We start from the raw sequence: 23,356 nt of genomic DNA on the forward strand, positions 1-23,356 counted from the left end.
ATTACGGTATCCAAGGAGATGGTAACAAGATGAGAGCAGATCAATCCTTACTAGAAGCGTTCCGATTGACAACCTTCCCTGTAGGTGGAAGTAGCAGCAGGACCGTTCAAGAGTTGAAAGATGTTTTAGAGCACGTCGAAGGAAAATTAGGTAGTGACACTTACGGAACAGGTAAGTTAATTGAAGATTTTCAGGCTCAAATGGCGACATATTTGGGAAAAGAGTCGGCGGTATTTTTTCCAAGCGGTACAATGGCACAGCAAATCGCACTTCGGATTTGGTGTGACCAGAAGAAACTACCTAAAGTTGCATACCATCCCTTATGTCATCTGGAAATTCACGAACAAGATGGTCTGAAAGAACTCCATCATATCGAGGCTCATCTGCTTGCAGATAAGAATCGATTAATCCGGTTGGAAGATGTAGTGAATATGCAGGAGGATATCGCGTGCTTACTACTTGAACTGCCTCAACGTGAGAATGGAGGTCAATTGCCAGACTACGAAGAGCTTGAGAAGATTTCTGCATTTTGTCGTGATAAAGGAATCAAGCTGCATCTGGACGGGGCTAGGCTCTTTGAGATCACACCCTATTACCAAAAATCTGCTGCTGAAATTTGCTCGCTTTTTGACAGTGTATACATTTCCTTTTATAAAGGAATTGGTGGAATTGCAGGAGCAATTCTTGCGGGGGATTCGTCGTTTACGGAAATTTCTAAAGTATGGAAAAGAAGACATGGCGGCGATCTAATTAGCTTATACCCGTATATCCTTAGCTCGGATTATTACTTTAAACAAAGAGTCGACAAAATGGTACAGTACTATACGGGAGCGAAAGAACTAGCCGGATTAATTAATCAGTGCCATGGCGTCACAACAATACCTACAGAACCTGTTTCAAACATGTTTCATGTACACTTTGACCGTTCAGTTGAGGAACTGGAGCCACTGTTGATTAGCATTTATGAGGAAACCGGTATTGGCTTAACGAGTTATCTGAGATCAACTGGTGAAAAAAGCTGCTATTATGAATTAAGTGTCGGAGATCGTTATGCGAAGCTGCCTATGGATAAGTTAAGGGAAGCCCTTCAATTACTCGATACGAAGATGAAGATGACAGCGAATAGTTAATCTTATGTAAAAAACAAGCTGGCACCGATTAAATACCGGTTACAGCTTGTTTTATTTAGGATGAATTATTAATGTGGTTCGGAGGGAGTGTATGTACTTATTCTACTTTTAACTTAATTTTTTTACCCGTCATACCACCTGTAGCTTCTAAAATAAATCCTTTTGCATCTTTAGGAACATCATAAGCAATATATCCAGTTGCAGAAAGACCAGGGTTTAATTTTGTCAGGAAAAATGATTCCTTTTTAACTTTTGAAGATTGGAGAGCAAGCAATGATTCGGTTGAGTGTCCATATTCTCTACTTTGGTCGTCGATAAGCTTAAAGTTGTTTGAATCAATTGTAATCGCATCTTTTTGATTGTTAGTCAATGTGATTTTAACGATTTTGAAAGTACCTTGTGCTTTAGCGGTAGCAAATTGATTATCCCCAATTGTTTGCGATGTTTCAAGTCCTTCAATAACAATTTTGACATCAGATGAGACCCCTTCTTTAGTAAGTACTGGCGCGGGAGTTGGTGTTGGTTTAGGCGTTTCCTTTGTATCAGATAATGGTTTTGCGGCAGCAGGTTGTCCATTATCTTTATTAGTCGTGCTTCCAATTACTGCGAATACGACAACAACAATAATTAACCAAACCCACCACTTTTTAAAGATAGATTGCTTTTTTTGCTCCATGTTAATATTTCCCCCTAGTTATCCTCTTCGGCAGAGGTAATTATTTGAAAATTATGTCGGATTATAGTATATCAGACCTATATTTATAATTCTATGAATATTATTAATATTTTGGATTTAAAAAGTGACCATTTTACTGGTCACATTTCAACGTCGGTAGCTTATTTACCATTATTGTATGAAGTTATTAGTTGCGTTTAAAAGCTGCATCGTAGTCTTTCCACAAACCATTGCCCTTCTTACGAGCTTGCTCCTGATCTTTCTTAAACGTATCCGCATACTTCACATTCGGTGGGAAAGTAACCATTCGGCCATAGCTTTCTTGAATGAGTGTTCGATTAAACATCTCTTTATCTATCCACACATAGGCGAGATAGCGTCCATATTGATCTTTTCGTTCAACGTCCCATTCCAGTTCGACGGTTTTCCCCTCTAAACGCTTCTTCGTATAAGCACTTGCTTCCTCACCCCAGAACATAACGGGAGTGTCCGCCTTTTTTGTTTCGGGTGTATCCACACCAATCAAGCGAAGCTTTTCTTTGGAACCATTCATTGTAATTTGCAGCGTATCCCCGTCAACAACACGCTCAACCTTTACTTTTGTTCGTTCAGACGCTGTATTTGGTGTTTTGTCTTGGCTTGAACAACCTAACATAGCCAAGCATATGCTCAATACGAGTCCGAACAGCCCTAGCTTTTTCATCCTGTTGTCACCTCTTCGGCTTCATTATAGTGATGTATGGCAGCGAGTTCAAGATAGAGACTTGGGACATACTATAAAATGGCAAAGACTTGTGAAGAGGTGAATTCCACTTGAGTATACAAATGAATAAGCCACTTATGATTCAAAAAGACTGCACCGTGCTCCTTGAGAGTTGGCATGCAAATTTTGAGTATATTCGAATAGGCAGGAAGTAAATCTTCGTTCTGAGGATTGGGAGGAAGTACTGCTCGTGCTTCCGGGCATTAATGATGATGACTGAAGTCGTGTCTCCAAAATGTTGCAGTACTAGGCGACTTTGCACCGTGTATGATATGATAGTAAAAAAGCGTCAGCCTATTCATATCGGGTTAGATGTGTTAAAAAGGATGGTACTATAACTGATGAGCATATTAGAAGAGAATACTCTTGATATGTCTGCTATCCTGATGCAAGCCTACGATGTTGGGGACATGATTAAGGATTCTGCAGAATTAGCAGACTATTTATATTGGAAGCAAGCATTAAATACAGACCCAGAGGTCAAAGAATTAATGAAGCTTTTTGCGAAGAAAAAAGAGATGTTCGAAGAATGTGAGCGTTTTGGTCATTTTCACCCTAATTATCATGAAGCCTTGGAACAAGTCCAACAAGTTCAAGAACTGCTAGATCAGCAGGAAACGATTCGACGATACAAGGAAGGCGAAGAGCGACTAGATGATTTGCTGTTTAGTGTGTCTGAACTGATTGCACATGCAGTATCCGATTCGATCAAAGTACCAAGCAACAAGACCCAACCATCTGGCAGCGGTTGCGCTTCAGGCGGGGCTTGCAGCGGTAAATGCAGTTGATCAATGTTGAATAAGATTCGCTTCAGGTACAATAGCTCCAACTTGAGTTCCCATCCAATTACGTGTAGTTGGTAATCGGTAGGACTCTAGTGCCTGGAGCTCCTGAGGTGAAAGTAATCCAAGCTGATGGAGTATTTCCGCAGCTGCGGGCTCTAATGCACGCTTGGAACCGTCTTGAATTTTGAGTACGATGCCCCATCCTTTATCAGGAACGGACATGGCATAGACACTTTCGGCACCCAGTTTTCCAATTATTCTTCCTTTTGTAACTTCAGCAAGGGCCGTATCGAATCGATCTGAACCTGCGACATAATAAGGATGTGCGGCAATTGCGTTAATAATTCTACGGCATGCATTTGCGCGGGTTGATTCTAGACCTTCGGGATTACCTATTCTCGCGTATGCAAGCGCTAACTGATGAATTCCCATACCAAATACCGGTACACCGCATCCATCTATACCAATAACGAGCTCATCAAGAGGTACGCCTGACATCTCAGAGACTGTATTGCGCATGAATTGTTGGACGGGATGTTCAACCGCTGCGTAGCCTTCTGTTGATGCATTAAGGTGCACAGCCAAAGCAAGCATCGCGCTGTGTTTACCCGAACAATTGTTGTGTAGGGTAGTTGCAGATATCCCTTCTTCGCGCATACGTTTCGTGGTTGGAGCATGGAAAGGGTCGTGTACACCACATGAGAGTGCATCTGAAGTAAGGCCTATTTTTGATAGAATAGATTGTGCAGTTTGTACATGTTCATCCTCACCATTGTGAGAAGCACATAATAAAGCAATTTCCTTATCTGTTAGATGAAAATGGTCAGCAGCACCGGACTCAATGATGGGTAGTGCTTGAATTAACTTCGCTGTTGATCTTGCATATGTTACAAAGTTCGGGTTGCCGGCAGAAAATAATATTTCACCTTGCGTATTCACGACGACGGCATGGCCAGTATGAAGTGATTCCATCATTGGTCCACGCAGGACACGGACAGTTAAATTCGAATTTTTAGACATTTTTACATCAACTCCATTTACTTATGATTGAAAGCAGGTGAAAGGCATGTTTACCGAACGGAGCGGTTTAATAATCTGGGTGAACGATCTGAAATACTCAAAAAATTTTGAACGATATGGCATCGTTCATTATGTTTCCAAACGAATGAATTATGTCGTATTATATGTGCACACAGAGCGTTTGGAAGATGTTCAGCGTAATCTACAACGGTTACCTTACGTAAAAAAAGTAGAAAAATCTTACCGCGGTGAGATTAAAACGGAGTATGAAAGTGATATACCGGACAAGACACGATTTTACACCTTATAAGACAAGTTAGCAATGAGACCTTTCGATTTGAGAAGGGTCTTTTTTTTTCTTTTAAAAATAATAGAAATATTGCAATAAAAGCGTTGGAAAATTTTCTGCAATAAGGTAGAATCAATAATATAGTCATAAAGTCCTATTACAAAAGAAGGAGTGTAGATAATGAGAGACCGTAGAATGGTCAGATGGAGTACATACGAACCTTTTTTTGTTACCTTGGGCGACTATCGGGTTGCTGACATCGTGGTCACTCATCATGCACATTCCCGTTGGAGCGAACGTGTCGAAGAGGATAGTGCAGGATTTGATAAAATTTGCGATTATATTTGGGGTAAATTAAAGGATGACAAAATCACACCTTATCATAAAAATGAGAAAGACGTTTATCTCATCGACAGTGACCTCGTCATGGTAACGGAGTTTACAGAGCTAGAAGGCGAGACAGATCTAATCGGTAATCCACTTCATCGGATGATTATTGTAACTTTCTTGGGTCGGATGTCTGAGTCTTTGGAACTACGTGATTTAAAAACTTATTATTCTTGGTTACGTCATTCCAGACGGATGACATTAATAAAGAATGGGCGAAAACGTAAATAATTATAACACATGGATTCTCCGTAATGATCTGAAGAGTATGCACCCATGCATACTCTTTTTCATTTATTGTGATCTGTTATAATAAGAATAATAAGAATTGAAATGGGAGGGAGAACGAGCAATGGCATTAACCTTACATGGACTTCATATCTTTTACACAGTTGCCGAAAAAAGTTCGTTTTCTCATGCAGCATCAGCTCTTCATATGACACAGCCCGCTGTAACGATGCAGATACAATCTTTAGAAGAATACCTAGGCGTTAAGCTATTCATGCGATCGACTAAAAAAATTGAGTTAACGGAAGCTGGACGAGCCTTATTTCCTTATGCCAAAAGAAGTATAGAACTGATGCGAGATACAGAAGCGGCTGTATCGCGATTTGCGACCATGATCGAAGGGAGATTGCAACTCGGGGCGAGTCTGACGATGGCAGAGCATATTTTGCCACGATTATTAGGACCTTTCGCACAATCATACCCGAATATCTCGGTAGCGATGAAAGTGATAAATACTACGCAAATTGTGGATGAAGTTCTTGCTCATCACTTGACATTCGGTCTAGTTGAAGCCCCAGTATTTCATGCTGATTTGCATTCGGAATCAATCCTAACGGATGAGCTTAAGCTTATCGTACCTGCTTCTCATCCGCTCGCAGATGTAGATGTGGTAACTTGGGACAAAGTGATTCAGTATGGATTTGTTTTAAGGGAACAAGGGTCTGGAACACGTCGGGTGATGGAAGAAGAATTATCGCGCCGCAGCCTGGACTATACGTCTATGAAGATTGTAATGGAACTTGGTTCGACGGGTGCAATTAAATCAGCAGTTGAAGCGGGGTTAGGCATCTCAATATTATCACAAAGCACGGTTAAACATGAGGTTACACTTGGACTTCTAAAAGTGAAAACGATTCAAGATGTTATTTTTTCACGTAACTTCTATGCGATTTATTTGAGCTCAACCTTATTGCCGCTTTCCGCGGTTTCCTTTATGGGCTTTTTGCGTAATGAGAATTTGAATCAATGGCTATAACAATCAAGGGTGAGAATAAGTGATCGGAGGACGAACAGGATGGGATTGCAACAAGCAGATTTACATACGCATACTACAGCTTCTGATGGGATGCAGCCGCCTGCTGAGAATGTACGATTAGCGCACGAGGCAGGGTTATGTGCTATAGCGATTACGGATCATGACACAGTTGCAGGTGTCCCGGAGGCACTAGACGCTGGATTCCGTTTAGGGGTAACTGTTGTACCTGGTGTTGAAATTTCTACATTTGCTGGTGGACAAGACATCCATGTGTTGGGTTATTATGTAAATATAGACAATACTCAGTTCTTGGAACGTCTAGAGTCGCTTCGGGACACCCGTGCTGAGCGGAATAAAGCTTTGTTAGCAAGATTGAGCGAACTTGGGATGCCGATTACGTTTGAAGAAATCCAAGAAGTGAACAAAGACACCAAAAAAGCTGGCGACCCAATCGGTCGTCCTCATATCGCACAAACGTTAATCCATAAGGGATATGCATCTACCATGCAAGAGGTGTTTGACCGTTTTCTTGGAAAAGATGGCGCTGCCTATGTGACAGTACCACGGATCGATCCCCACACGGCAGTGGTATGGATTCATGAGGCAGGTGGGGTCGCGGTACTCGCTCATCCTGGCATTTATGGCAACGATGAACTTGTAAATGAACTCATCACGGAAGGCTTTGACGGAATTGAAGTCTTTCATTCTGATCACACGCCGGATCAAGAAGCGAATTATCAAGAGCTTGCAGTACGTTATGGGCTTATTGAAACGGCCGGTTCTGATTTTCATGGCATTCGTGAAGGACACTTGCTTCATGGCACAATCGGGAATCGACGTGTAGATGTCCAAGTACTTCATGCGCTTCTAGAGAGGAGAGGGAGATATGAGAATTCGTAAAGCGATTATCCCGGCAGCAGGTCTAGGTACACGATTTCTCCCGGCAACGAAAGCACAGCCCAAGGAAATGCTACCAATCGTAGATAAGCCAGCTATTCAATACATCGTGGAAGAAGCTATTTCTTCAGGTATTGAGGATATTATTATCGTCACGGGTCGCAATAAGAGGGCGATCGAGGATCATTTTGACAAATCAGCTGAATTAGAGATGATGCTTGAGGAGAAGAATGCCCTTGATTTGCTTGAAAAGGTAAAGATGGTGTCTAACTTAGCAGATGTGCATTATATCAGGCAAAAAGAGCCGCTTGGCCTTGGACATGCTATCTATTGTGCTCGTAAATTTATTGGAAATGAGCCGTTTGCCGTACTGCTTGGTGATGACATCATTGAATCAACGCCTCCTTTTTTAAAAGGCATGATGGAGCTTTATGAGGAAACATCCTCCTCGATTATCGCGGTTCAAGAGGTGGCTTGGGAAGATGTAAGTAAATACGGAATTATTTCACCATCTGAAACACATGATAAATATAAACGTATTTCGGATTTAATAGAAAAACCAGAGAGAAGCCAAGCACCTTCTAATCTTGCTGTTATCGGCAGATACATTATAGCTCCAGAAATCTTCTCTATCTTACAAAATTGTAAACCAGGTCGAGGGGGAGAAATTCAGCTTACGGATGCTTTACGTGTGTTGAACGCTAGGCACTCCATGATCGCATATCCAATGCATGGGAAACGATACGACGTCGGTGATAAGCTTGGGTATATTGAAGCGACGATTGAGTTAGCTTTAGAACGACCAGAGCTTGAGCACCAATTAAAACAATACTTAATTTCACTTGTTGAACAATGGAAGATCGAGGCCTAATTCTTTTAAAATCAATGTTGCATATTTGAAAATAGAAAGAAGGCTTAACGACATGGATGACGGAAGAAAATCATCTGGATGGCCATTCTACGGTGTTATCACTGTAATTGCTATCAGTTGTATTTTACTGTCGGGATGTCTCAGAGCGCAGGAACCCAATACTTTTCAATCGAATGAGTCAGCCCCAAATGAAAGTAAACTTTCTACCATAGAAGCTAGCCCACAAACAAGTCCCACCCCAACCCCAACATCAACACTTACTCCAATACCTTCTGCTGCACCTGAGCCTAAACGTGTGACTTCCAAAATGACACTGGGTGCAGTAGGCGATATTCTGCTGCATCAATCCATATTTCGTGAAGCAAAAAAGGAAAATGAATATGATTTTGATCCAATCTTCGAACAAGTAAAGCCTTATTTGCAGAAGCCAGATCTGACATTTGCCAATTCGGAATCTATTATTGCGGGAGAGTCATTCGGGATTTCTTCCTATCCCAGATTTAACAGTCCAATTGAAATTGGCAGGACTTTACGCTCTGTAGGTTGTGACATTATCTCGATGGCAAACAATCATGTGCTAGATAAAGGTGAGGCCGGTTTAATTGCCGCTATGAATAACTGGAAGAACATCGGACTAGAACGTATAGGTGCTTATGAAAGTATGGAAGATCGAGATCGGATTCGAGTCCTAAGTGCAAATCGGATTAAGGTTGCCTTTATTGGTTATACGTATGGAATGAATGGCCATGAGTTGCCTGGGGATAAATCATTTATGATCGGCATGTTGGATAAAGAACAAATGAAAACTGAAATTCAGCAAGCAAAAAAAGAGGCAGATGCTGTTGTTATCAGTATGCATTTTGGAAATGAATATGATATTTTACCTAATGACTTTCAAAAAGAATGGGCAAAGTATGCAGCTGAACAAGGAGCAGATATCATTCTAGGCCATCATACCCATGTTTTGCAGCCTGCGGAGTGGATCATGCGGGATGATGGGACCAAAGCATTTGTTATCTATTCGCTTGGTAATTTCCTTGCCGCACAAGAATTGAATGAGCCGCGTCGATATATCGGGGGCATTCTAAATGTGGATATAGAAAAGGTACGGGAAGGGGACAAAACAACGATTCAAGTGACGAATCCTACGTTGATCCCGACCTATATCGATCATCAGAGATGGAGTAAATATGAGATTCAATTGCTATCGGAGGTCACGGATGAAAGTCTTCCAAATCGTAGCATGTGGATGTCAAAACTTCGTGTCGAGATGACACGGTGGATGCCTGAATTGAAGATTATTGAGAAGTAGTAGCCAGAACACTTGAAGGTGATGACAAGTCATCCAAGTCTCTCCGTCCACAGTTGAATAGGTACCTTGTCCAAATGAATAGTAAATAGACTGTTGACAAAGTTCAACAGTCTATTTGTGCTCCATTGCGTTTTATTTGATCGTTACCGTCCATTGCTTGATCTGCTGCTCATCTGGCGTGACGAATAGCGTTTTCTGATTTGTATAAATCACATAACCGGGTTTTGCGCCGTTTGGCTTGTGCACATATCGGATCTGTGTGTAATCAACGGGCACGCTTGCGGACTCACGAGCTTGCGAGAAATACCCAGCTAACATCGCGGCTTCATGGAGTGTCTGCTCCCCGTAATTGCTTTCTCGAATCACAACGTGAGAACCTGGAATATCTTTTGTATGAAGCCATGTGTCCGCTGTATGAGCAAGACGGCATGTGAGGTATTCATTTTGTTTGTTGTTTTTTCCAACATAGATTGGGATTCCTTCTGATGAAGTGTAGCAAGCAAGCTGCGGCTTATCTGCCTTTTTCGCCTTGCGTGATTTAGCACCCCGCTGTCGGACATATCCACCTTCTGATAATTCCTCACGAATTTCTTCAATATCCCGAAGACTAGCAGCATGAAGCTGCCCGAGTAGTTCTTCCAAGTATCGGATTTCCTCATGGGCTTGACCCATTTGTTCATCGACATGAAGTAGGCTCGTCTTACTTTTCGTATACTTTTTAAAATATCGCTGTGCATTCTCAGAAGGTGTAAGATGAGGATCAAGTTCAATGTTAATCGTTTGCTGATTTTCATCGTAATAGTTGACAACCTCGACTTGCTTATCCCCTTTTTGTATCGAGTAAAGCGATGCCGTTAAAAGTTCCCCCATAATGCGGAATCGGTCAGCATCTTTCGCTTCTTCAAGCGTTTCTTCGAGTTTGATCAATTTCTTACGATTTTTGTTGATTTCATTTTGCAAAAAGCGGATCAGATCACTCGTTTTTTGCTTGACCATGTCACGACCGGCTTTATCCCCATAGTATTGCTCCAAGCAGTTGGAAAGGGAATCAAATGTTTGCACGGGACCTGTTACATGTGTGAGGGCATAGACGGCAAAATACAACTTCCCAGTGGCAGTTTCTTCAGCAATGTTAGGTGTAAAATGATTCGTCTGAATGGCTTGCATGATACCAGTGAAAGCCTGCCACAACTTATCTTCGGCTGACGAGCTTACATCACTTGTCTCATAACGATAAGTAATCTCACGAGCAGCAAGTGGGCTGATGCCGCTAAAATGCTGGATCAGCTGAGATTCGATAGGCTCGTCAAATTGGATAAGTGAGAGAAAAGCATCTTTGGTTACTTCCAGGGGGTTAGATTTATGCTGTTCAGGCGGGTCTGTATAGGTACTGCCAGGCATCACAATCCGATAGGACGAGATCGACGGGGTAATATGGTTAATGCCGTCGACAATTGTATTTGTTGCTTCATCGAGCAAAATGATGTTGCTATGTCGCCCCATAATTTCAATCACAATTGTTTTAAAGGATTCATCTCCAAGTTCGTCACGCTGCTTGAGACGGATACGCAGAATTCGTTCCATCCCGACTTGCTCGATACTTTGTATAATGCCACTCTCACAATGCTTACGCATGAGCATGCAGAACATTGGTGCATCCTTCGGGTTCATGAATTGTTCTTTTGTATCATGTACACGTGGGTATGTGGGGTTTGCGGATAATAATAGTTTGTAATTTTGTCCGAGTGCACGAATTTGTAAGATCAGGTCGCGCTCTGTAGGTTGATATATTTTGTTAATTCTGCCTCCGACGCAAGCTTGTAATTCATGAGCTAGCGCATGAACCAGTAATCCATCCATTGCCATATTAAACGACTCCTCAACAGTTAATCAGGAAAAAGGGTTATATCCATCTTCTATCATGACATATTTTCACCTAAAACTTAAGCTTTTTGCTTGGTTCATGTTTTAAGGGATATTTTCCGGCTTGTCTGAATAGATTTGTCCTAAGATCATTTTATTGTCTGAATGCAATCGCATAGACACAGCTCAGCCTACATACGACTGTTAAATTACTATGCTGCAATCTGTCTTTGTGTGAGGAAACATATGGGAGGGAATCTGGAATGAGTCAGAAAGAGTGGTATCAATTGAGCGCAGAGGAGGTTCTGCGAGTAAGTAAAGTTGATCCTCATCAAGGATTAGAATGGGAAGAGGCGAAGGGACGAAGAGAGGAAGCAGGATTTAATGAGTTAACGGATGGGCCAACTGTATCACCGATCACCTTATTCTTGAACCAATTCAAAGACTTTATGGTTCTCATCTTAATGGCGGCAACTTTGATCTCAGGGCTGCTCGGTGAATATATGGATGCCATCACGATTGTGGCCATCATTATCATTAATGGTGTTCTTGGCTTTATTCAGGAGTTTCGAGCGGAGCGGTCACTACGTGCCTTGAAAGAATTGTCTGCCCCTCACACGAAGGTCATTCGAGGCGGGACGCTTCAACAAATTCCTGCCAAGGAACTCGTACCGGGAGATATCATCATGTTAGAGAGTGGAGATCGTATTCCTGCGGACGTTAGGTTCCTTGAGGCGAATTCTTTATATGCGGAAGAGTCAGCACTAACGGGTGAGTCTGTTCCCGTGAATAAAATGTCCGATAAACTGCGTGATGGTGAAGTGGCTCTTGGTGATCAATACAATCTTGGATTTATGGGGACACTCATCACCCGAGGGTCAGGTAAGGCAGTTGTCATTCGAACAGGTATGGAAACAGAGATGGGTAAGATTGCGAATTTAATTCAAAGTACGGAAAGTCAAGAAACACCACTCCAGCATCGATTAGAGCAGCTTGGTAAAATCTTAATCGTTGTCGCCATTGCCCTTACTGTTGTTGTAGTATTAGCAGGGATCATTCATGGACAGCCTCCTTATGGGATGTTCTTAGCGGGTGTTTCACTGGCGGTAGCGGCAATTCCTGAAGGCTTGCCAGCCATTGTGACGATTGCACTTGCACTAGGTGTACAACGGATGATTAAACGTAAAGCAATTGTTCGTAAACTTCCATCTGTAGAAACGTTAGGCTGTGCATCTGTCATTTGTTCCGATAAAACAGGTACACTCACACAAAATAAAATGACAGTTACCCACTTGTGGCTGAGTGGACAAACGCTTGAAGTAACAGGTGATGGATATGCGCCTTTTGGAAAAATATATCGGGAAGGCATGATTGTAGAACCGACCCAAAATGAGAACCTACGTCAATTGCTTCAAATCGGAGTGCTTTGCAGCAATGCTGTTTTATTCGAAGAAGAGCAAGAGCCAAAGCGTAAAAAAGGGAAAGACGAAGGACCACAATGGCAAATTAAAGGTGATCCAACCGAAGGAGCGCTTGTAGTGCTCGGAGCCAAAGAAGGGATAACGCGTCAATCCCTTGAGAAATCAGCTCAACGATTGAAAGAGTTTCCTTTTGATTCAGAGCGCAAACGTATGTCGACTGTCGTGTCTTCTGCAAGTGGACGCACGGTTTATACCAAAGGTGCACCAGATATGCTTCTTGCTCAATGTTCATATGTGTTGTGGGACAATAAGATTATTCCTTTTACCGCAACGTTAAAAGCAAAAGTAATGGCTGCGAATGAAGGAATGGCGCGAAACGCTCTTCGTGTGTTAGGCCTAGCTTATCGGGATTTGAAGGCTGCTGATCGCTGCGAAGATGAACATGATGTGGAGAACAATCTCGTGTTTGTTGGTTTGACGGGGATGATCGATCCACCACGTAAAGAAGTGCGGGAAGCCATTTCAAAGTGTCGCAAGGCGGGGATAAAGACCGTTATGATAACGGGTGATCATCAGACTACGGCTGAAGCGATCGCACGGACACTGGGTATGATCCCGCAAACGGGTGGTCTCGTTCTAAGTGGTGCCGAAATATCGACACTAAGTGATGAGCAGCTCGATGCAAGAGTTGAAGAAGTATACGTGTTTGCTCGTGTGTCTCCCGAACATAAGCTTCGGATTGTAAAAAGTTTACAGAGAAAAGGCCATGTTGTGGCAATGACAGGCGATGGAGTGAATGACGCTCCAGCGATAAAAGCAGCCGATATTGGGATTGCGATGGGAATTTCCGGAACAGATGTAACGAAGGAAGCATCGGCTCTTGTATTAAGTGATGATAATTTTGCAACGATCGTAGCTGCGATTGAAGAAGGTCGTGGTATTTATGAAAATATTCGCAAGTTCATTCGCTATTTACTTGCTTCGAATGTCGGCGAGATTCTGACGATGTTCATAGCGATGATTGCAGGCCTACCACTGCCGCTTGTGCCGATTCAAATCCTATGGGTAAATTTGGTAACTGATGGTTTGCCAGCAATGGCGCTAGGTGTCGATCAAGCGGAAAAAGATTTGATGCAACAAACACCACGTCCTGCAAAGGAGAACATTTTCGCCCGTAGACTTGGTTGGAAAATATTTTCTAGAGGGTTTTTGATAGGGATCTGTACAATAGGTGCTTTTTATCTGGTTCTTCAAGAGCATCCTGGCTCCAGTGTGAATCTGGTTCGTGCACAAAGCGTCGCCTTTGCCACTCTCGTTATGGCGCAGCTCATTCATGTATTCGATTGTCGCTCTTCACGTTCGATTTTCCACCGTAATATTTTGCAAAATAAAGTACTTGTACTTGCTGTGATATCATCCTTGGTACTGATGTTGGCCGTTATGTATGTTCCTAGTCTACAGCCTATCTTCAAAACTGTACCAATTGGCTTCCGTGACTGGTGTTTAGTATTTGTTTGCGCAGGAATTCCGACTTTCTTAATGGGAATTGGATCAGTGTTACGCACGCCAAAGCGGAATGATAAGAAGAACTTTGGTACAAAGCCTAGCTATCGATAAGAGATTAAGAGTTTGAAATATAGAGTTAAAGGATCGTGCGATTTGCTCATCATAGAGGCAAACGTACGATCTTTTTTTTAGTAGAATAGTTTTTGTAGTGATTGATAAGCTAGTGTTTGAAGTGTCACTAGACTTCCACAAAATCTCTATGCACAAGGTTTTTTTTCAGGTATGATATTTGCTAAAAGTAAGTGAGAGAGGAATTTCCATATGAATTTTACGAAAATGCATGGATTGGGAAATGACTTTATTATTGTAAGTAGGGAAGCATGCTTGCCGTCTAATGCTGCTGATCTGGCTGTAAAGCTATGTGATCGTAATTTTGGAATTGGGGCAGATGGGCTTGTATTTATTCTACCCTCTATAAATGCAAGTTTTCAGATGCGAATTATTAATTCAGATGGTACAGAAGCAGAGCAATGTGGGAACGCCATTCGCTGTGTAGCTAAATATATATATGATCACCAAATGGTAGATAGCGAGGAGCTGACGATCGAGACAATCGGAGCGGGTGTTCAGAAAGTGCAAGTTACTGCTCAAGATGGCGTGGCTAAGCTCGTTCGAGTCGACATGGGTGAACCTAATCTTGATGGGTTGCAAATTCCAACACTAGTGGACGCAACCCCAGTATTAAATGAGTCCATAGTCGTTGCGAATCAAGAATTTCATTTTACTGCTGTATCAATGGGTAACCCGCACTGTGTGATTTTTGTAGACGATGCCATTACCTTTGATCTTGCTTACTGGGGGCCCCTGGTTGAAACACATCCGGTTTTCCCGAAAAAGGTGAATGCAGAATTCGCAACGGTACGTTCGCGAGATTATGTGGATATGCGTGTATGGGAACGAGGTGCTGGACCTACGTTAGCCTGTGGAACAGGGGCATGTGCGACACTTGTTGCATCGGTTCTTAACGGACTAACAGATCGTACGGCTACAGTAGCCCTTAAAGGCGGCGAATTGTTAATTGAGTGGAATGAAGCTGACAATCACGTGTATATGACTGGACCTGCTGAGATTGTATTTACAGGTAGTCTCAACTTATAAATATTATCGGGTGAGGGATGACAATGAGACTGGATTTACGTACTGCGCTGAAAAATAGCGTCTTAGTTGGGGACGGCGCAATGGGAACTTTGTTGTATGGACAAGGGTTTCCTGTAGGAATTTCTTATGAGGAACTGAATTTACTGCACCCGGATGTTATTGCCGATGTGCATCGCAGATATTATGAAGCTGGCGCAAGATTCATAGAAACCAATACATTCTCAGCAAATCGCGAGAAGTTGTCCAAGTTCGGACTGGAAGGTGAAGTTGCTGCTATTAACCGGGCGGGTGTAGAGATTGCTCGTAAAGCAGTTGGTCCCGATGCTTATGTAGTAGGAGCTGTCGGTTCCATTCGTGCAGCCAAACGAAACAATGTACAGACAGAACAAGTGGAAGCAGCTTTACAAGAACAAATTGCAGCTTTGTTATCTGCTGGGGTCGATGGATTTATATTAGAAACTTTTTTTGATTTAGAAGAGTTAGAATTAGCGCTTAAATTAGTTCGTGATGTGTCTGATCTTCCGGTTGTTTGCCAGTTTGCTACTGAGGGAACACTAACTACACATGATGGTGTGCCGCTTCAAGAAGCGTTTGATCGACTTGCTGCAGCGGGCGCAGATGTAATCGGTTTTAACTGTCGAAGTGGTCCACATGGCATTTTGAAAACGATGGAGCAAATTCAAGCTCCGCAGGGTGTGCCATTTTCCTCGTTCCCGAATGCGGGTTTGCCAGATTTGGTGGATGACCGTGTTACGTTTGCAGCGACTCCCGAATATTTTGCAGAAAGTTCACTTCGCTTTGCAGGGTTAGGTGCTCATTTAATCGGTGGGTGCTGTGGGACAACACCTGAACATGTCGCTGCCATCGCGAAGGCGTTAAATGGCTATGATCCTCAAGTTAATCGGAGGCAATCGAAATCATCTTCTAGTCTATTAAATAAAAAGATTGAAGTTCCTGAAGTAATAGCGGATGAAGTGCGAATTACTGCGGGTGGGGTAAGTTCAAGTGTCGATGGAACGAGCGATGTTGTTCGTCCAAATATCTTAGAACTTGTTCGTAAGCGTCATACGGTTATTGTTGAACTTGACCCTCCTAAAGATTTAGATATTCATAAGTTTATGAAAGGTTCAGAAGCTTTACACCTAGCAGGTGCAGATGCGATTACGATGGCAGATAATTCACTAGCTGTAACGCGTATGAGTAATATGGCACTAGGTCATCTCGTGCAGACCGAGTATAACGCGCGCTCATTAATACACATCGCATGTCGTGATCGTAATATGATTGGTACACAGTCGCACTTAATGGGGCTTCATGCTTTGGGTATTGATCATGTGCTTGCAGTTACCGGCGATCCAGCACGATTTGGCGACTTACCAGGTTCAAGTTCTGTGTATGATTTAACTTCATTTGAAATTATCCGAATGATCAAGCAGTTGAATGAAGGGATTGCATTCTCTGGAAAACCGCTTAAGCGTAAAGCGAATTTTGTTATTGGAACGGCTTTTAACCCAAATGTGAAGCATCTAGATAAAGCGGTACAGCGCTTGGAACGTAAAATTGCAGCAGGTGCTGACTATGTCATGACACAACCGGTGTATGACAGCGAATTAATTGAACGAATGCATGAATTGACAAAACATTTGAACGTACCCATTTTCATCGGAATTATGCCACTAGCAAGCGGACGTAATGCTGAATACTTGCATAATGAGGTTCCGGGTATTCAGCTTTCGGACAATGTTCGTGGTCGGATGGCAGGTATTGAAGGCGAAGAAGGTCGCCGTGAAGGAGTGGAAATTGCAAAGGAATTGCTGGATACAGCAATGAAATATTTTAACGGTATCTACTTGATCACTCCATTCTTAAATTATGAGATGAGCGTGGATTTAACGAAGTATGTGTGGGAGCAAACACGACGGTAAAACGCCTGTTCGTGTGCCACTTGTACCTCATTGCAAAATGAATTACAATAACATAATGGATGTGATGTAATGATTCGTAGTATGACTGGTTTCGGACAAGCCAAATTGTCTGCTGGCGGGTATACCGTTTTTATTGATGCGAAGTCCGTCAACCATAGGTACTGCGAGGTATCTGTTCGGCTGCCCAAGGATTGGGCAATGTTCGAAGACGCGATGCGTAAATTGACGATGAGCTTCGTCAAACGTGGACGAATCGATCTATTCGTATCTGTAGAACATGAAGGCGGAAGCACCAAATCGGTTGCTGTAAATTGGGAACTGGTAGAAGGATTTGTGCAAGCGTCTGAACAACTTAGAGAACGGTATGATTTTTCTGAAGGTTTAAGCCTGACTGATGTTCTAACACTTCCTGGTGTCATAGAAATGAAGGAAGAACGTAGCGAGCAAACAACAGATATGGAAGAAGTATTTGTGGCATGCTTGCGTGAAGCGTTGGAAAGTTTATTAACCATGAGAGAGCGGGAAGGGGAATTTTTAACCCGCGATTTAGACGAACGGCTTAGTCGTTTAGAGCACATGCATAGTGAAGGTTCCTCATTTGCACCGCAAGTCGCTACAGAGTACGCGGTGAAGCTCAGACAAAGAGTGCAAGATCTTGTCGGAGACGCTGGACTTATTGATGAGAGTCGTCTTGCTACGGAAATTGCGCTGTTTGCCGACCGTTGCTCAATTGAAGAAGAATTAACTAGGCTCAGCTGTCACTTTGAGCATTTCAGAAGTTTGCTGCAGTCTGAAGACCCAATCGGACGCAAGCTTGATTTTCTCATTCAGGAGATGAATCGCGAAGTAAACACGATTGGTTCAAAAGCAAATCATGCTGAGCTTGCAGAAAAGGTCATCAATATGAAGGCCGAACTAGAGAAAATGCGTGAACAAATTCAGAATATCGAGTGAGTAAGAGCAATCTCGCTCACGAGGAGGACGTTGTATGGCGATTAAACTCATCAATATCGGTTTCGGGAATATCGTGTCGGCCAATCGCATCATTTCGATTGTTTCACCGGAATCCGCGCCGATTAAAAGAATCATTCAGGAAGCCAGAGATCGGCACATGCTGATAGATGCAACGTACGGAAGAAGAACCCGTGCTGTCATTATTACAGACTCTGATCATGTGATCTTGTCTGCTGTTCAACCTGAAACTGTTGCACACCGACTTTCGAATAAGGACGATGATCATGACGAGTAATACCAATACGTTAGAACGAGAAAAAGGCATATTAATCGTACTATCTGGTCCTTCTGGGGTTGGAAAAGGTACAGTTTGTACAAGTTTGCGTAAATCATCCCCTGAATTGATCTATTCAGTCTCCGCTACGACACGTACACCGCGTCAAGGTGAAGTGGATGGTGTTAATTATTTTTTCAAATCTCATGAGCAATTTAAGTCTATGATTGAAAATGATGATATGCTGGAGTGGGCAGAATATGTGGGTAACTTCTACGGAACACCTCGTCAATTTGTCGAGGAAACACTGCGCAGCGGCAAGGACGTTATTCTTGAAATAGAAGTTCAAGGCGCCCTTAAAGTGAAACAGAAATTCCCTGAAGGTGTGTTCATTTTCTTACTTCCTCCATCTCTTAATGAGCTTGAGAATCGCATCGTCTCTCGCGGTACAGAAACCGATGAGTCCATTCGCAGCAGAATGTCCGTTGCTGTGGAAGAAATGCGTCTGATGGAGCATTACGATTATGCGATTGTGAACGATCATGTAGAGACAGCAGGGAACAAGATTAAGTCCATTCTTGAAGCTGAACATTGTAAGAGAGAACGTGTATTTCCGAAACTGATGCATTGGATAGGTGAGGTGAAGTAATGTTATATCCGTCAATTGATAAGTTGCTTAAGAAGGTAGACTCCAAATATTCACTAGCTGTTGCTGCAGCTAAACGTGCTCGTATGCTTCGTGAGGGTGCAAGAACAGATCTTCGTACGCCAAAAGCACATAAGCAAGTTGGTGCAGCACTAGAAGAATTGTATGGAGAGTACATTTCCTACGAGAAAATTGAAGCACCAGCAGGCACAAGAAAAAAATACGAATAGCGCAAGCTGATAGACTAAATACGATGTATGACCATTCAACAACCCTTGTGGTTGTTATTTTTTTCTAAATAGAAAGGGGCATCTGCCATGTTGAAGGGGAAAACGATTGTACTTGGTGTAACAGGTGGAATTGCGGCATTCAAAGCTGCTGCACTTTGTTCCAAGCTGAAGCAAGCGGGAGCGAGTGTTCATGTCATTATGACGCAAGGAGCGACGAAGTTTGTTACACCGCTTACGTTCCAATCTTTGTCGCGTAATTTAGTGTTTACCGATACCTTTGATGAGCAGGACCCTTCTGAAATATCGCACATAAATTTGGCAGACCGAGCGGATCTTTTCATTATTGCCCCTGCAACCGCTAATATCTTAGCGAAAATAGCTCATGGTATTGCAGACGATATGTTGTCAACAACATTGCTTGCGACGATGGCTCCAGTGATGATTGCCCCTGCGATGAATGTTCATATGTATGAACATCCTGCTACGCAGAATAATATGCAAATTCTTCGCGAACGTGGTGTACGGTTTATTGAACCAGGAGTTGGGCAGCTTGCGTGTGGTTATGTGGGCAAAGGTCGGCTCTCTGAACCGGATGAAATCATGCTGGAGATTCAATCTTTTTTTCAAGAGAGTCAATTGTTAAAAGGTAAAAAAGTACTTGTTACAGCTGGTGGTACAGTAGAACGTATTGATCCAGTTCGATATATTTCCAATGATTCTTCGGGTAAAATGGGCTACGCATTGGCAGGAGAGGCACGTCGATTAGGTGCTGAAGTGACGTTAGTTGCTACACAGACGAGGCTACCTATTCCTGACGGAGTTGATTTCGTGAAAGTAAATTCGGCGCAGGATATGATGGATGAGGTACTTAGCCGATTCGATACGACTGATGTTGTTTTTAAGGCAGCAGCTGTGTCGGATTATCGTCCTATTGAACAACTAGATCATAAGATGAAGAAGAGCGAAGAAGAATGGGTCATTCGACTCGTGAAGAATCCAGATATCCTGCAAACACTTGGGCAGCGTAAAACAACACAGTTTGTAGTAGGTTTTGCTGCTGAGACAAACAATTTAGAGGCTTATGCGCAGGACAAATTGAAACGTAAAAATTGTGATCTACTTGTAGCCAACGATGTTTCACAAGAGGGCGCTGGCTTTGGTGTAGATACGAATATCGCTCAAGTGTTTGATGCAGAAGGCTTGGTGGAAGTGCTACCTCTGCAAAGTAAGCAAGATATGGCACGACGTCTTCTTCAAATTGTAACAGGACGTTTAGCTTCGCATGCAGGTAGTGTGTATGTTCAAGGTAATGATTTTTCGGAGGAAAATTAATGTTTGCTAAGGTCATTGTCGACGTTCCTGCCAAAGGAACGAGTCGTGGATTTGACTATATCGTGCCCGATGAACTCCTTACCGTACTTGAGGTGGGGGCTCGTGTTGAAGTTCCTTTTGGCCCACGCGTACTCCAAGGGTATGTGGTAGAGCTGCGTATGGATGCTGAATACAAATTGAATAAGTTAAAAGCTATTCGTCGCATCTTGGATGTTGAACCACCACTAACTGAGGAACTCGTTCAGTTGGGTTATTGGATGAGCAATAAATATTTATGCAGAGAAGCTGCGGCATTATCGGTGATGCTCCCAGGTGCGCTGAAAGCGAAGTCTGAGCGATATATTGTAGTGAATGAGCAAGTAGACCGGGTGGAAAACCGTCCCATGGTTGGTAGCTTTGCTACGCATCAGCAGCAATCAATCACTAGAGCTAACTATGCAATGGGTGGGCTGCTTCCTTTTTACGATCGAGATGAAATTATTGATCATTTACGGAAAAAGGGGAAAGAAACGCTGGATTCGCTGCTTCAAAGGTTCCCACAAAGTGCTGCCACTATTAAAGAAATGTTGGCTGACGGTGTTCTAGAAGAAGTGCAATCTGTGAAAGATCGTCTTTCTGTTAAGACGAGGTTGACTGTTTTCCCTATACATGATGCAGATGCGTTAGAGAAGGCCGCCTTCCAATTGTCAGCTCAAGCTGTGAAACAAAAAGAAGTGCTGCTTTATCTCGTGGATAATATGGAGCCAATTACAGTGGCTGAACTAAATACCCGAATTACAGGCAGCAGTGGGGCTGTTAAAGCCTTAGCTTCAAAAGGATTTGTAGAACTTAAAGAAATGGAAGTCTTACGTGATCCGTATGCAGATCGTGATTTTAAACGCACAAACCCGCTACAACTTCGGGATGAGCAGCAAGTAGCGTACGAAGCTATCATTACCTCGCTGGATGAAAAAAGATATCAAACATTCCTCCTTCATGGTGTGACAGGCAGTGGGAAGACGGAAGTATATTTGCAAACCATTCAACGCTGTTTGGATCTTGGGCGTGAGGCAATCGTGCTCGTGCCTGAAATTTCTTTAACCCCGCAGATGGTAGAACGTTTTAAAGGTCGGTTTGGCGATTTAGTAGCTGTCTTGCATTCTCGTCTATCTCATGGTGAACGCTATGATGAATGGCGTAAAATTACACGTGGTTCGGTCAAAGTGGCTATAGGTGCCAGGTCGGCTGTATTTGCTCCTTTTAAAAATGTTGGTCTGATTATCATTGATGAGGAGCACGAATCTTCATATAAACAAGAGGAAACACCTAAATATCATGCGCGTGACGTAGCTATTAAACGTGGGCAATTGAGTCAATCTGTCATCGTACTCGGTTCAGCGACTCCTTCCCTTGAAAGTATTCATGAAACGATGTATCGGGCAGATGGGACGGGACGATATCAGCTGCTTACGATGAATAAACGTGCTAGTGGAGGGTCCCTACCGAAAGTCCATATTGTTGATATGCGGGAAGAACTAAAGCAAGGCAATCGCTCGATGTTTAGCTCTGGGCTTTATCAAGCTTTACTTGATCGTTTGGAGAAACGGGAGCAAAGTATATTATTCCTAAATCGCAGAGGGTATGCGACTTTTGTCATGTGCCGAGGTTGCGGCTATGTTGGGCAGTGCCCACACTGCGATATTTCACTCACCTTTCACCAAACTTCGCATATGATGCGGTGTCACTATTGTGGTTATGCAGAACGAGAGCCGAAAGTATGTCCAAGCTGCAATTCAGAGCATATTCGTCATTTTGGTACGGGTACACAGCGTGTTGAGGAAGAACTGGTGAAACTTTTCCCTGGCATCAGGGTTATTCGGATGGATGTCGATACGACGACTGAGAAAGGTTCTCATGAAAAGTTATTAACACGCTTTCGGAATCAGCAAGCGGACGTGCTGCTCGGTACACAGATGGTAGCTAAGGGTCTTGATTTTCCGAATGTCACACTCGTGGGTGTAATTGCTGCTGACACAGTGTTAGGCTTGCCAGATTTCCGTTCCGCAGAGCGGACGTTTCAATTGTTAACCCAAGTAGCGGGTCGAGCAGGTCGTCATATTTTACCGGGAGAAGTCTATGTGCAGACCTATATGCCTGAGCATTATGCCGTTACCGCTTCAGCTGAGCACGATTATGGTGCATTTGCTCGTACAGAGTTGTCCGTTCGTGGCGAACGTGGCTATCCGCCATACAGCAAGATGATGCTTATTACGTTCTCTCATGAAGAAGTTCAGGCATTAATTCGAGGCGCAGAAGCGTTCGTGGCGGAATTGAGGAAAGTGGCTAGATTAGCTGAAATGCGTGGGGCAAGTGATGATGGAGCTATATATGGATCTCCACAAGGTATGCGTGAAGTGCTGTCTGTGCTTGGTCCAGTGGCATCCCCACTAGCAAGAATCAAGGATAGATATCGATTTCAATGCATGGTAAAATATTGGGAGGGTTCGATCGCATCGGAGCTTGTTGCTCAGGTAGTGCAGACGTTTGAGGAACCTTTTGCAAAAGCCAAACTGCTCGTTTCAGTTGATGTAGACCCGCAATTTTTAATGTGATATCTGAATCAATTTAAAAATACCTTTAGCTGCTTTAATGTTTATTTTAAAGAATATAGAAG

21 protein-coding genes are annotated in these 23,356 nt (G+C 42.9%); 17 read left to right on the forward strand and 4 right to left on the reverse strand.

What is annotated here, in order from left to right; genetic code table 11:
• Positions 1-29 precede the first annotated feature (29 nt).
• Complete coding sequence (locus ACSBOP_RS07945) at positions 30-1,130, forward strand: threonine aldolase family protein (RefSeq protein WP_442603879.1); 1,101 nt, start codon at positions 30-32, stop codon at positions 1,128-1,130.
• Positions 1,131-1,227: 97 nt separating this feature from the next.
• Here ACSBOP_RS07945 and ACSBOP_RS07950 read toward each other — a convergent pair whose 3' ends face one another.
• Together ACSBOP_RS07950 and ACSBOP_RS07955 are read right to left on the reverse strand one after the other, a co-directional pair.
• Positions 1,228-1,806, reverse strand: coding sequence for a DUF4352 domain-containing protein (locus ACSBOP_RS07950; protein ID WP_442603880.1), 579 nt, complete (start codon positions 1,804-1,806; stop codon positions 1,228-1,230).
• Between the two features lie 187 nt (positions 1,807-1,993).
• Entirely contained in the window at positions 1,994-2,509 is a 516-nt protein-coding gene (locus ACSBOP_RS07955) for a thermonuclease family protein (protein ID WP_442603881.1), read from the reverse strand.
• Positions 2,510-2,910: 401 nt separating this feature from the next.
• On the opposite strand from ACSBOP_RS07955, the gene ACSBOP_RS07960 reads away from it, so the two are divergent.
• Positions 2,911-3,357, forward strand: coding sequence for a YlbF family regulator (locus ACSBOP_RS07960; protein WP_442603882.1), 447 nt, complete (start codon positions 2,911-2,913; stop codon positions 3,355-3,357).
• On the opposite strand, the gene ACSBOP_RS07965 is transcribed toward ACSBOP_RS07960, so the two are convergent.
• A complete protein-coding gene (locus tag ACSBOP_RS07965; RefSeq protein ID WP_442603883.1) occupies positions 3,358-4,374 on the reverse strand; it encodes an asparaginase in 1,017 nt (338 codons plus the stop codon).
• Positions 4,375-4,420: 46 nt separating this feature from the next.
• Here ACSBOP_RS07965 and ACSBOP_RS07970 point away from each other — a divergent pair, with 46 nt between their 5' ends.
• From ACSBOP_RS07970 to ACSBOP_RS07995, 6 genes are all read left to right on the forward strand, one after another.
• Positions 4,421-4,684 (forward strand): YlbG family protein, encoded by a 264-nt coding sequence (locus ACSBOP_RS07970; protein WP_442603884.1) that lies wholly within the window; start codon positions 4,421-4,423, stop codon positions 4,682-4,684.
• 159 nt (positions 4,685-4,843) lie between these two features.
• Positions 4,844-5,281, forward strand: a complete 438-nt coding sequence (locus ACSBOP_RS07975; protein ID WP_442603885.1) for a hypothetical protein — start codon at positions 4,844-4,846, stop codon at positions 5,279-5,281.
• Positions 5,282-5,402: 121 nt separating this feature from the next.
• On the forward strand, positions 5,403-6,314 hold the full coding sequence (locus ACSBOP_RS07980; protein ID WP_442603886.1) for a selenium metabolism-associated LysR family transcriptional regulator: 912 nt from the start codon (positions 5,403-5,405) through the stop codon (positions 6,312-6,314).
• Positions 6,315-6,353: 39 nt separating this feature from the next.
• The gene (locus tag ACSBOP_RS07985; RefSeq protein WP_442603887.1) at positions 6,354-7,214 is read left to right on the forward strand and encodes a PHP domain-containing protein; all 861 of its coding nucleotides are present in this window, start codon (positions 6,354-6,356) and stop codon (positions 7,212-7,214) included.
• Positions 7,201-8,082 (forward strand): UTP--glucose-1-phosphate uridylyltransferase GalU, encoded by an 882-nt coding sequence (gene galU / locus ACSBOP_RS07990; RefSeq protein WP_442603888.1) that lies wholly within the window; start codon positions 7,201-7,203, stop codon positions 8,080-8,082. Before ACSBOP_RS07985 ends, galU begins: the two co-directional genes overlap by 14 nt.
• 52 nt (positions 8,083-8,134) lie before the next feature.
• A complete protein-coding gene (locus ACSBOP_RS07995) occupies positions 8,135-9,394 on the forward strand; it encodes a CapA family protein (RefSeq protein WP_442603889.1) in 1,260 nt (419 codons plus the stop codon).
• A gap of 132 nt (positions 9,395-9,526) precedes the next feature.
• Here ACSBOP_RS07995 and ACSBOP_RS08000 read toward each other — a convergent pair whose 3' ends face one another.
• Positions 9,527-11,260 carry an Rqc2 family fibronectin-binding protein gene (locus tag ACSBOP_RS08000; RefSeq protein WP_442603890.1) on the reverse strand — a complete coding sequence of 578 codons (1,734 nt, stop codon included), beginning with the start codon at positions 11,258-11,260 and terminating at the stop codon, positions 9,527-9,529.
• 260 nt (positions 11,261-11,520) lie between these two features.
• On the opposite strand from ACSBOP_RS08000, the gene ACSBOP_RS08005 reads away from it, so the two are divergent.
• The 9 genes from ACSBOP_RS08005 to priA all read left to right on the forward strand — a co-directional run bounded on the left by ACSBOP_RS08005 (position 11,521) and on the right by priA (position 23,294).
• The gene (locus ACSBOP_RS08005; protein ID WP_442603891.1) at positions 11,521-14,295 is read left to right on the forward strand and encodes a calcium-translocating P-type ATPase, SERCA-type; all 2,775 of its coding nucleotides are present in this window, start codon (positions 11,521-11,523) and stop codon (positions 14,293-14,295) included.
• A gap of 210 nt (positions 14,296-14,505) precedes the next feature.
• Positions 14,506-15,342 carry a diaminopimelate epimerase gene (gene dapF / locus ACSBOP_RS08010; protein ID WP_442603892.1) on the forward strand — a complete coding sequence of 279 codons (837 nt, stop codon included), beginning with the start codon at positions 14,506-14,508 and terminating at the stop codon, positions 15,340-15,342.
• Positions 15,343-15,365: 23 nt separating this feature from the next.
• Complete coding sequence (locus tag ACSBOP_RS08015) at positions 15,366-17,267, forward strand: bifunctional homocysteine S-methyltransferase/methylenetetrahydrofolate reductase (protein ID WP_442603893.1); 1,902 nt, start codon at positions 15,366-15,368, stop codon at positions 17,265-17,267.
• Positions 17,268-17,336: 69 nt separating this feature from the next.
• Positions 17,337-18,221, forward strand: coding sequence for a YicC/YloC family endoribonuclease (locus tag ACSBOP_RS08020; RefSeq protein ID WP_442603894.1), 885 nt, complete (start codon positions 17,337-17,339; stop codon positions 18,219-18,221).
• 34 nt (positions 18,222-18,255) lie between these two features.
• Complete coding sequence (gene remA / locus ACSBOP_RS08025) at positions 18,256-18,516, forward strand: extracellular matrix/biofilm regulator RemA (protein WP_009672664.1); 261 nt, start codon at positions 18,256-18,258, stop codon at positions 18,514-18,516.
• On the forward strand, positions 18,506-19,144 hold the full coding sequence (gmk, locus tag ACSBOP_RS08030) for a guanylate kinase (protein ID WP_442603895.1): 639 nt from the start codon (positions 18,506-18,508) through the stop codon (positions 19,142-19,144). The genes remA and gmk overlap by 11 nt, the downstream gene beginning before the upstream one ends.
• On the forward strand, positions 19,144-19,371 hold the full coding sequence (gene rpoZ, locus ACSBOP_RS08035; RefSeq protein ID WP_442603896.1) for a DNA-directed RNA polymerase subunit omega: 228 nt from the start codon (positions 19,144-19,146) through the stop codon (positions 19,369-19,371). The genes gmk and rpoZ overlap by 1 nt, the downstream gene beginning before the upstream one ends.
• Positions 19,372-19,458: 87 nt before the next feature.
• A complete protein-coding gene (gene coaBC, locus ACSBOP_RS08040; protein ID WP_442603897.1) occupies positions 19,459-20,703 on the forward strand; it encodes a bifunctional phosphopantothenoylcysteine decarboxylase/phosphopantothenate--cysteine ligase CoaBC in 1,245 nt (414 codons plus the stop codon).
• Positions 20,703-23,294, forward strand: a complete 2,592-nt coding sequence (priA, locus tag ACSBOP_RS08045; RefSeq protein WP_442603898.1) for a primosomal protein N' — start codon at positions 20,703-20,705, stop codon at positions 23,292-23,294. The genes coaBC and priA overlap by 1 nt, the downstream gene beginning before the upstream one ends.
• The last annotated feature ends 62 nt before the right edge of the window (positions 23,295-23,356 follow it).

The organism is Paenibacillus sp. KN14-4R, from assembly GCF_052180255.1.
Classification (GTDB): domain Bacteria; phylum Bacillota; class Bacilli; order Paenibacillales; family NBRC-103111; genus Paenibacillus_AM.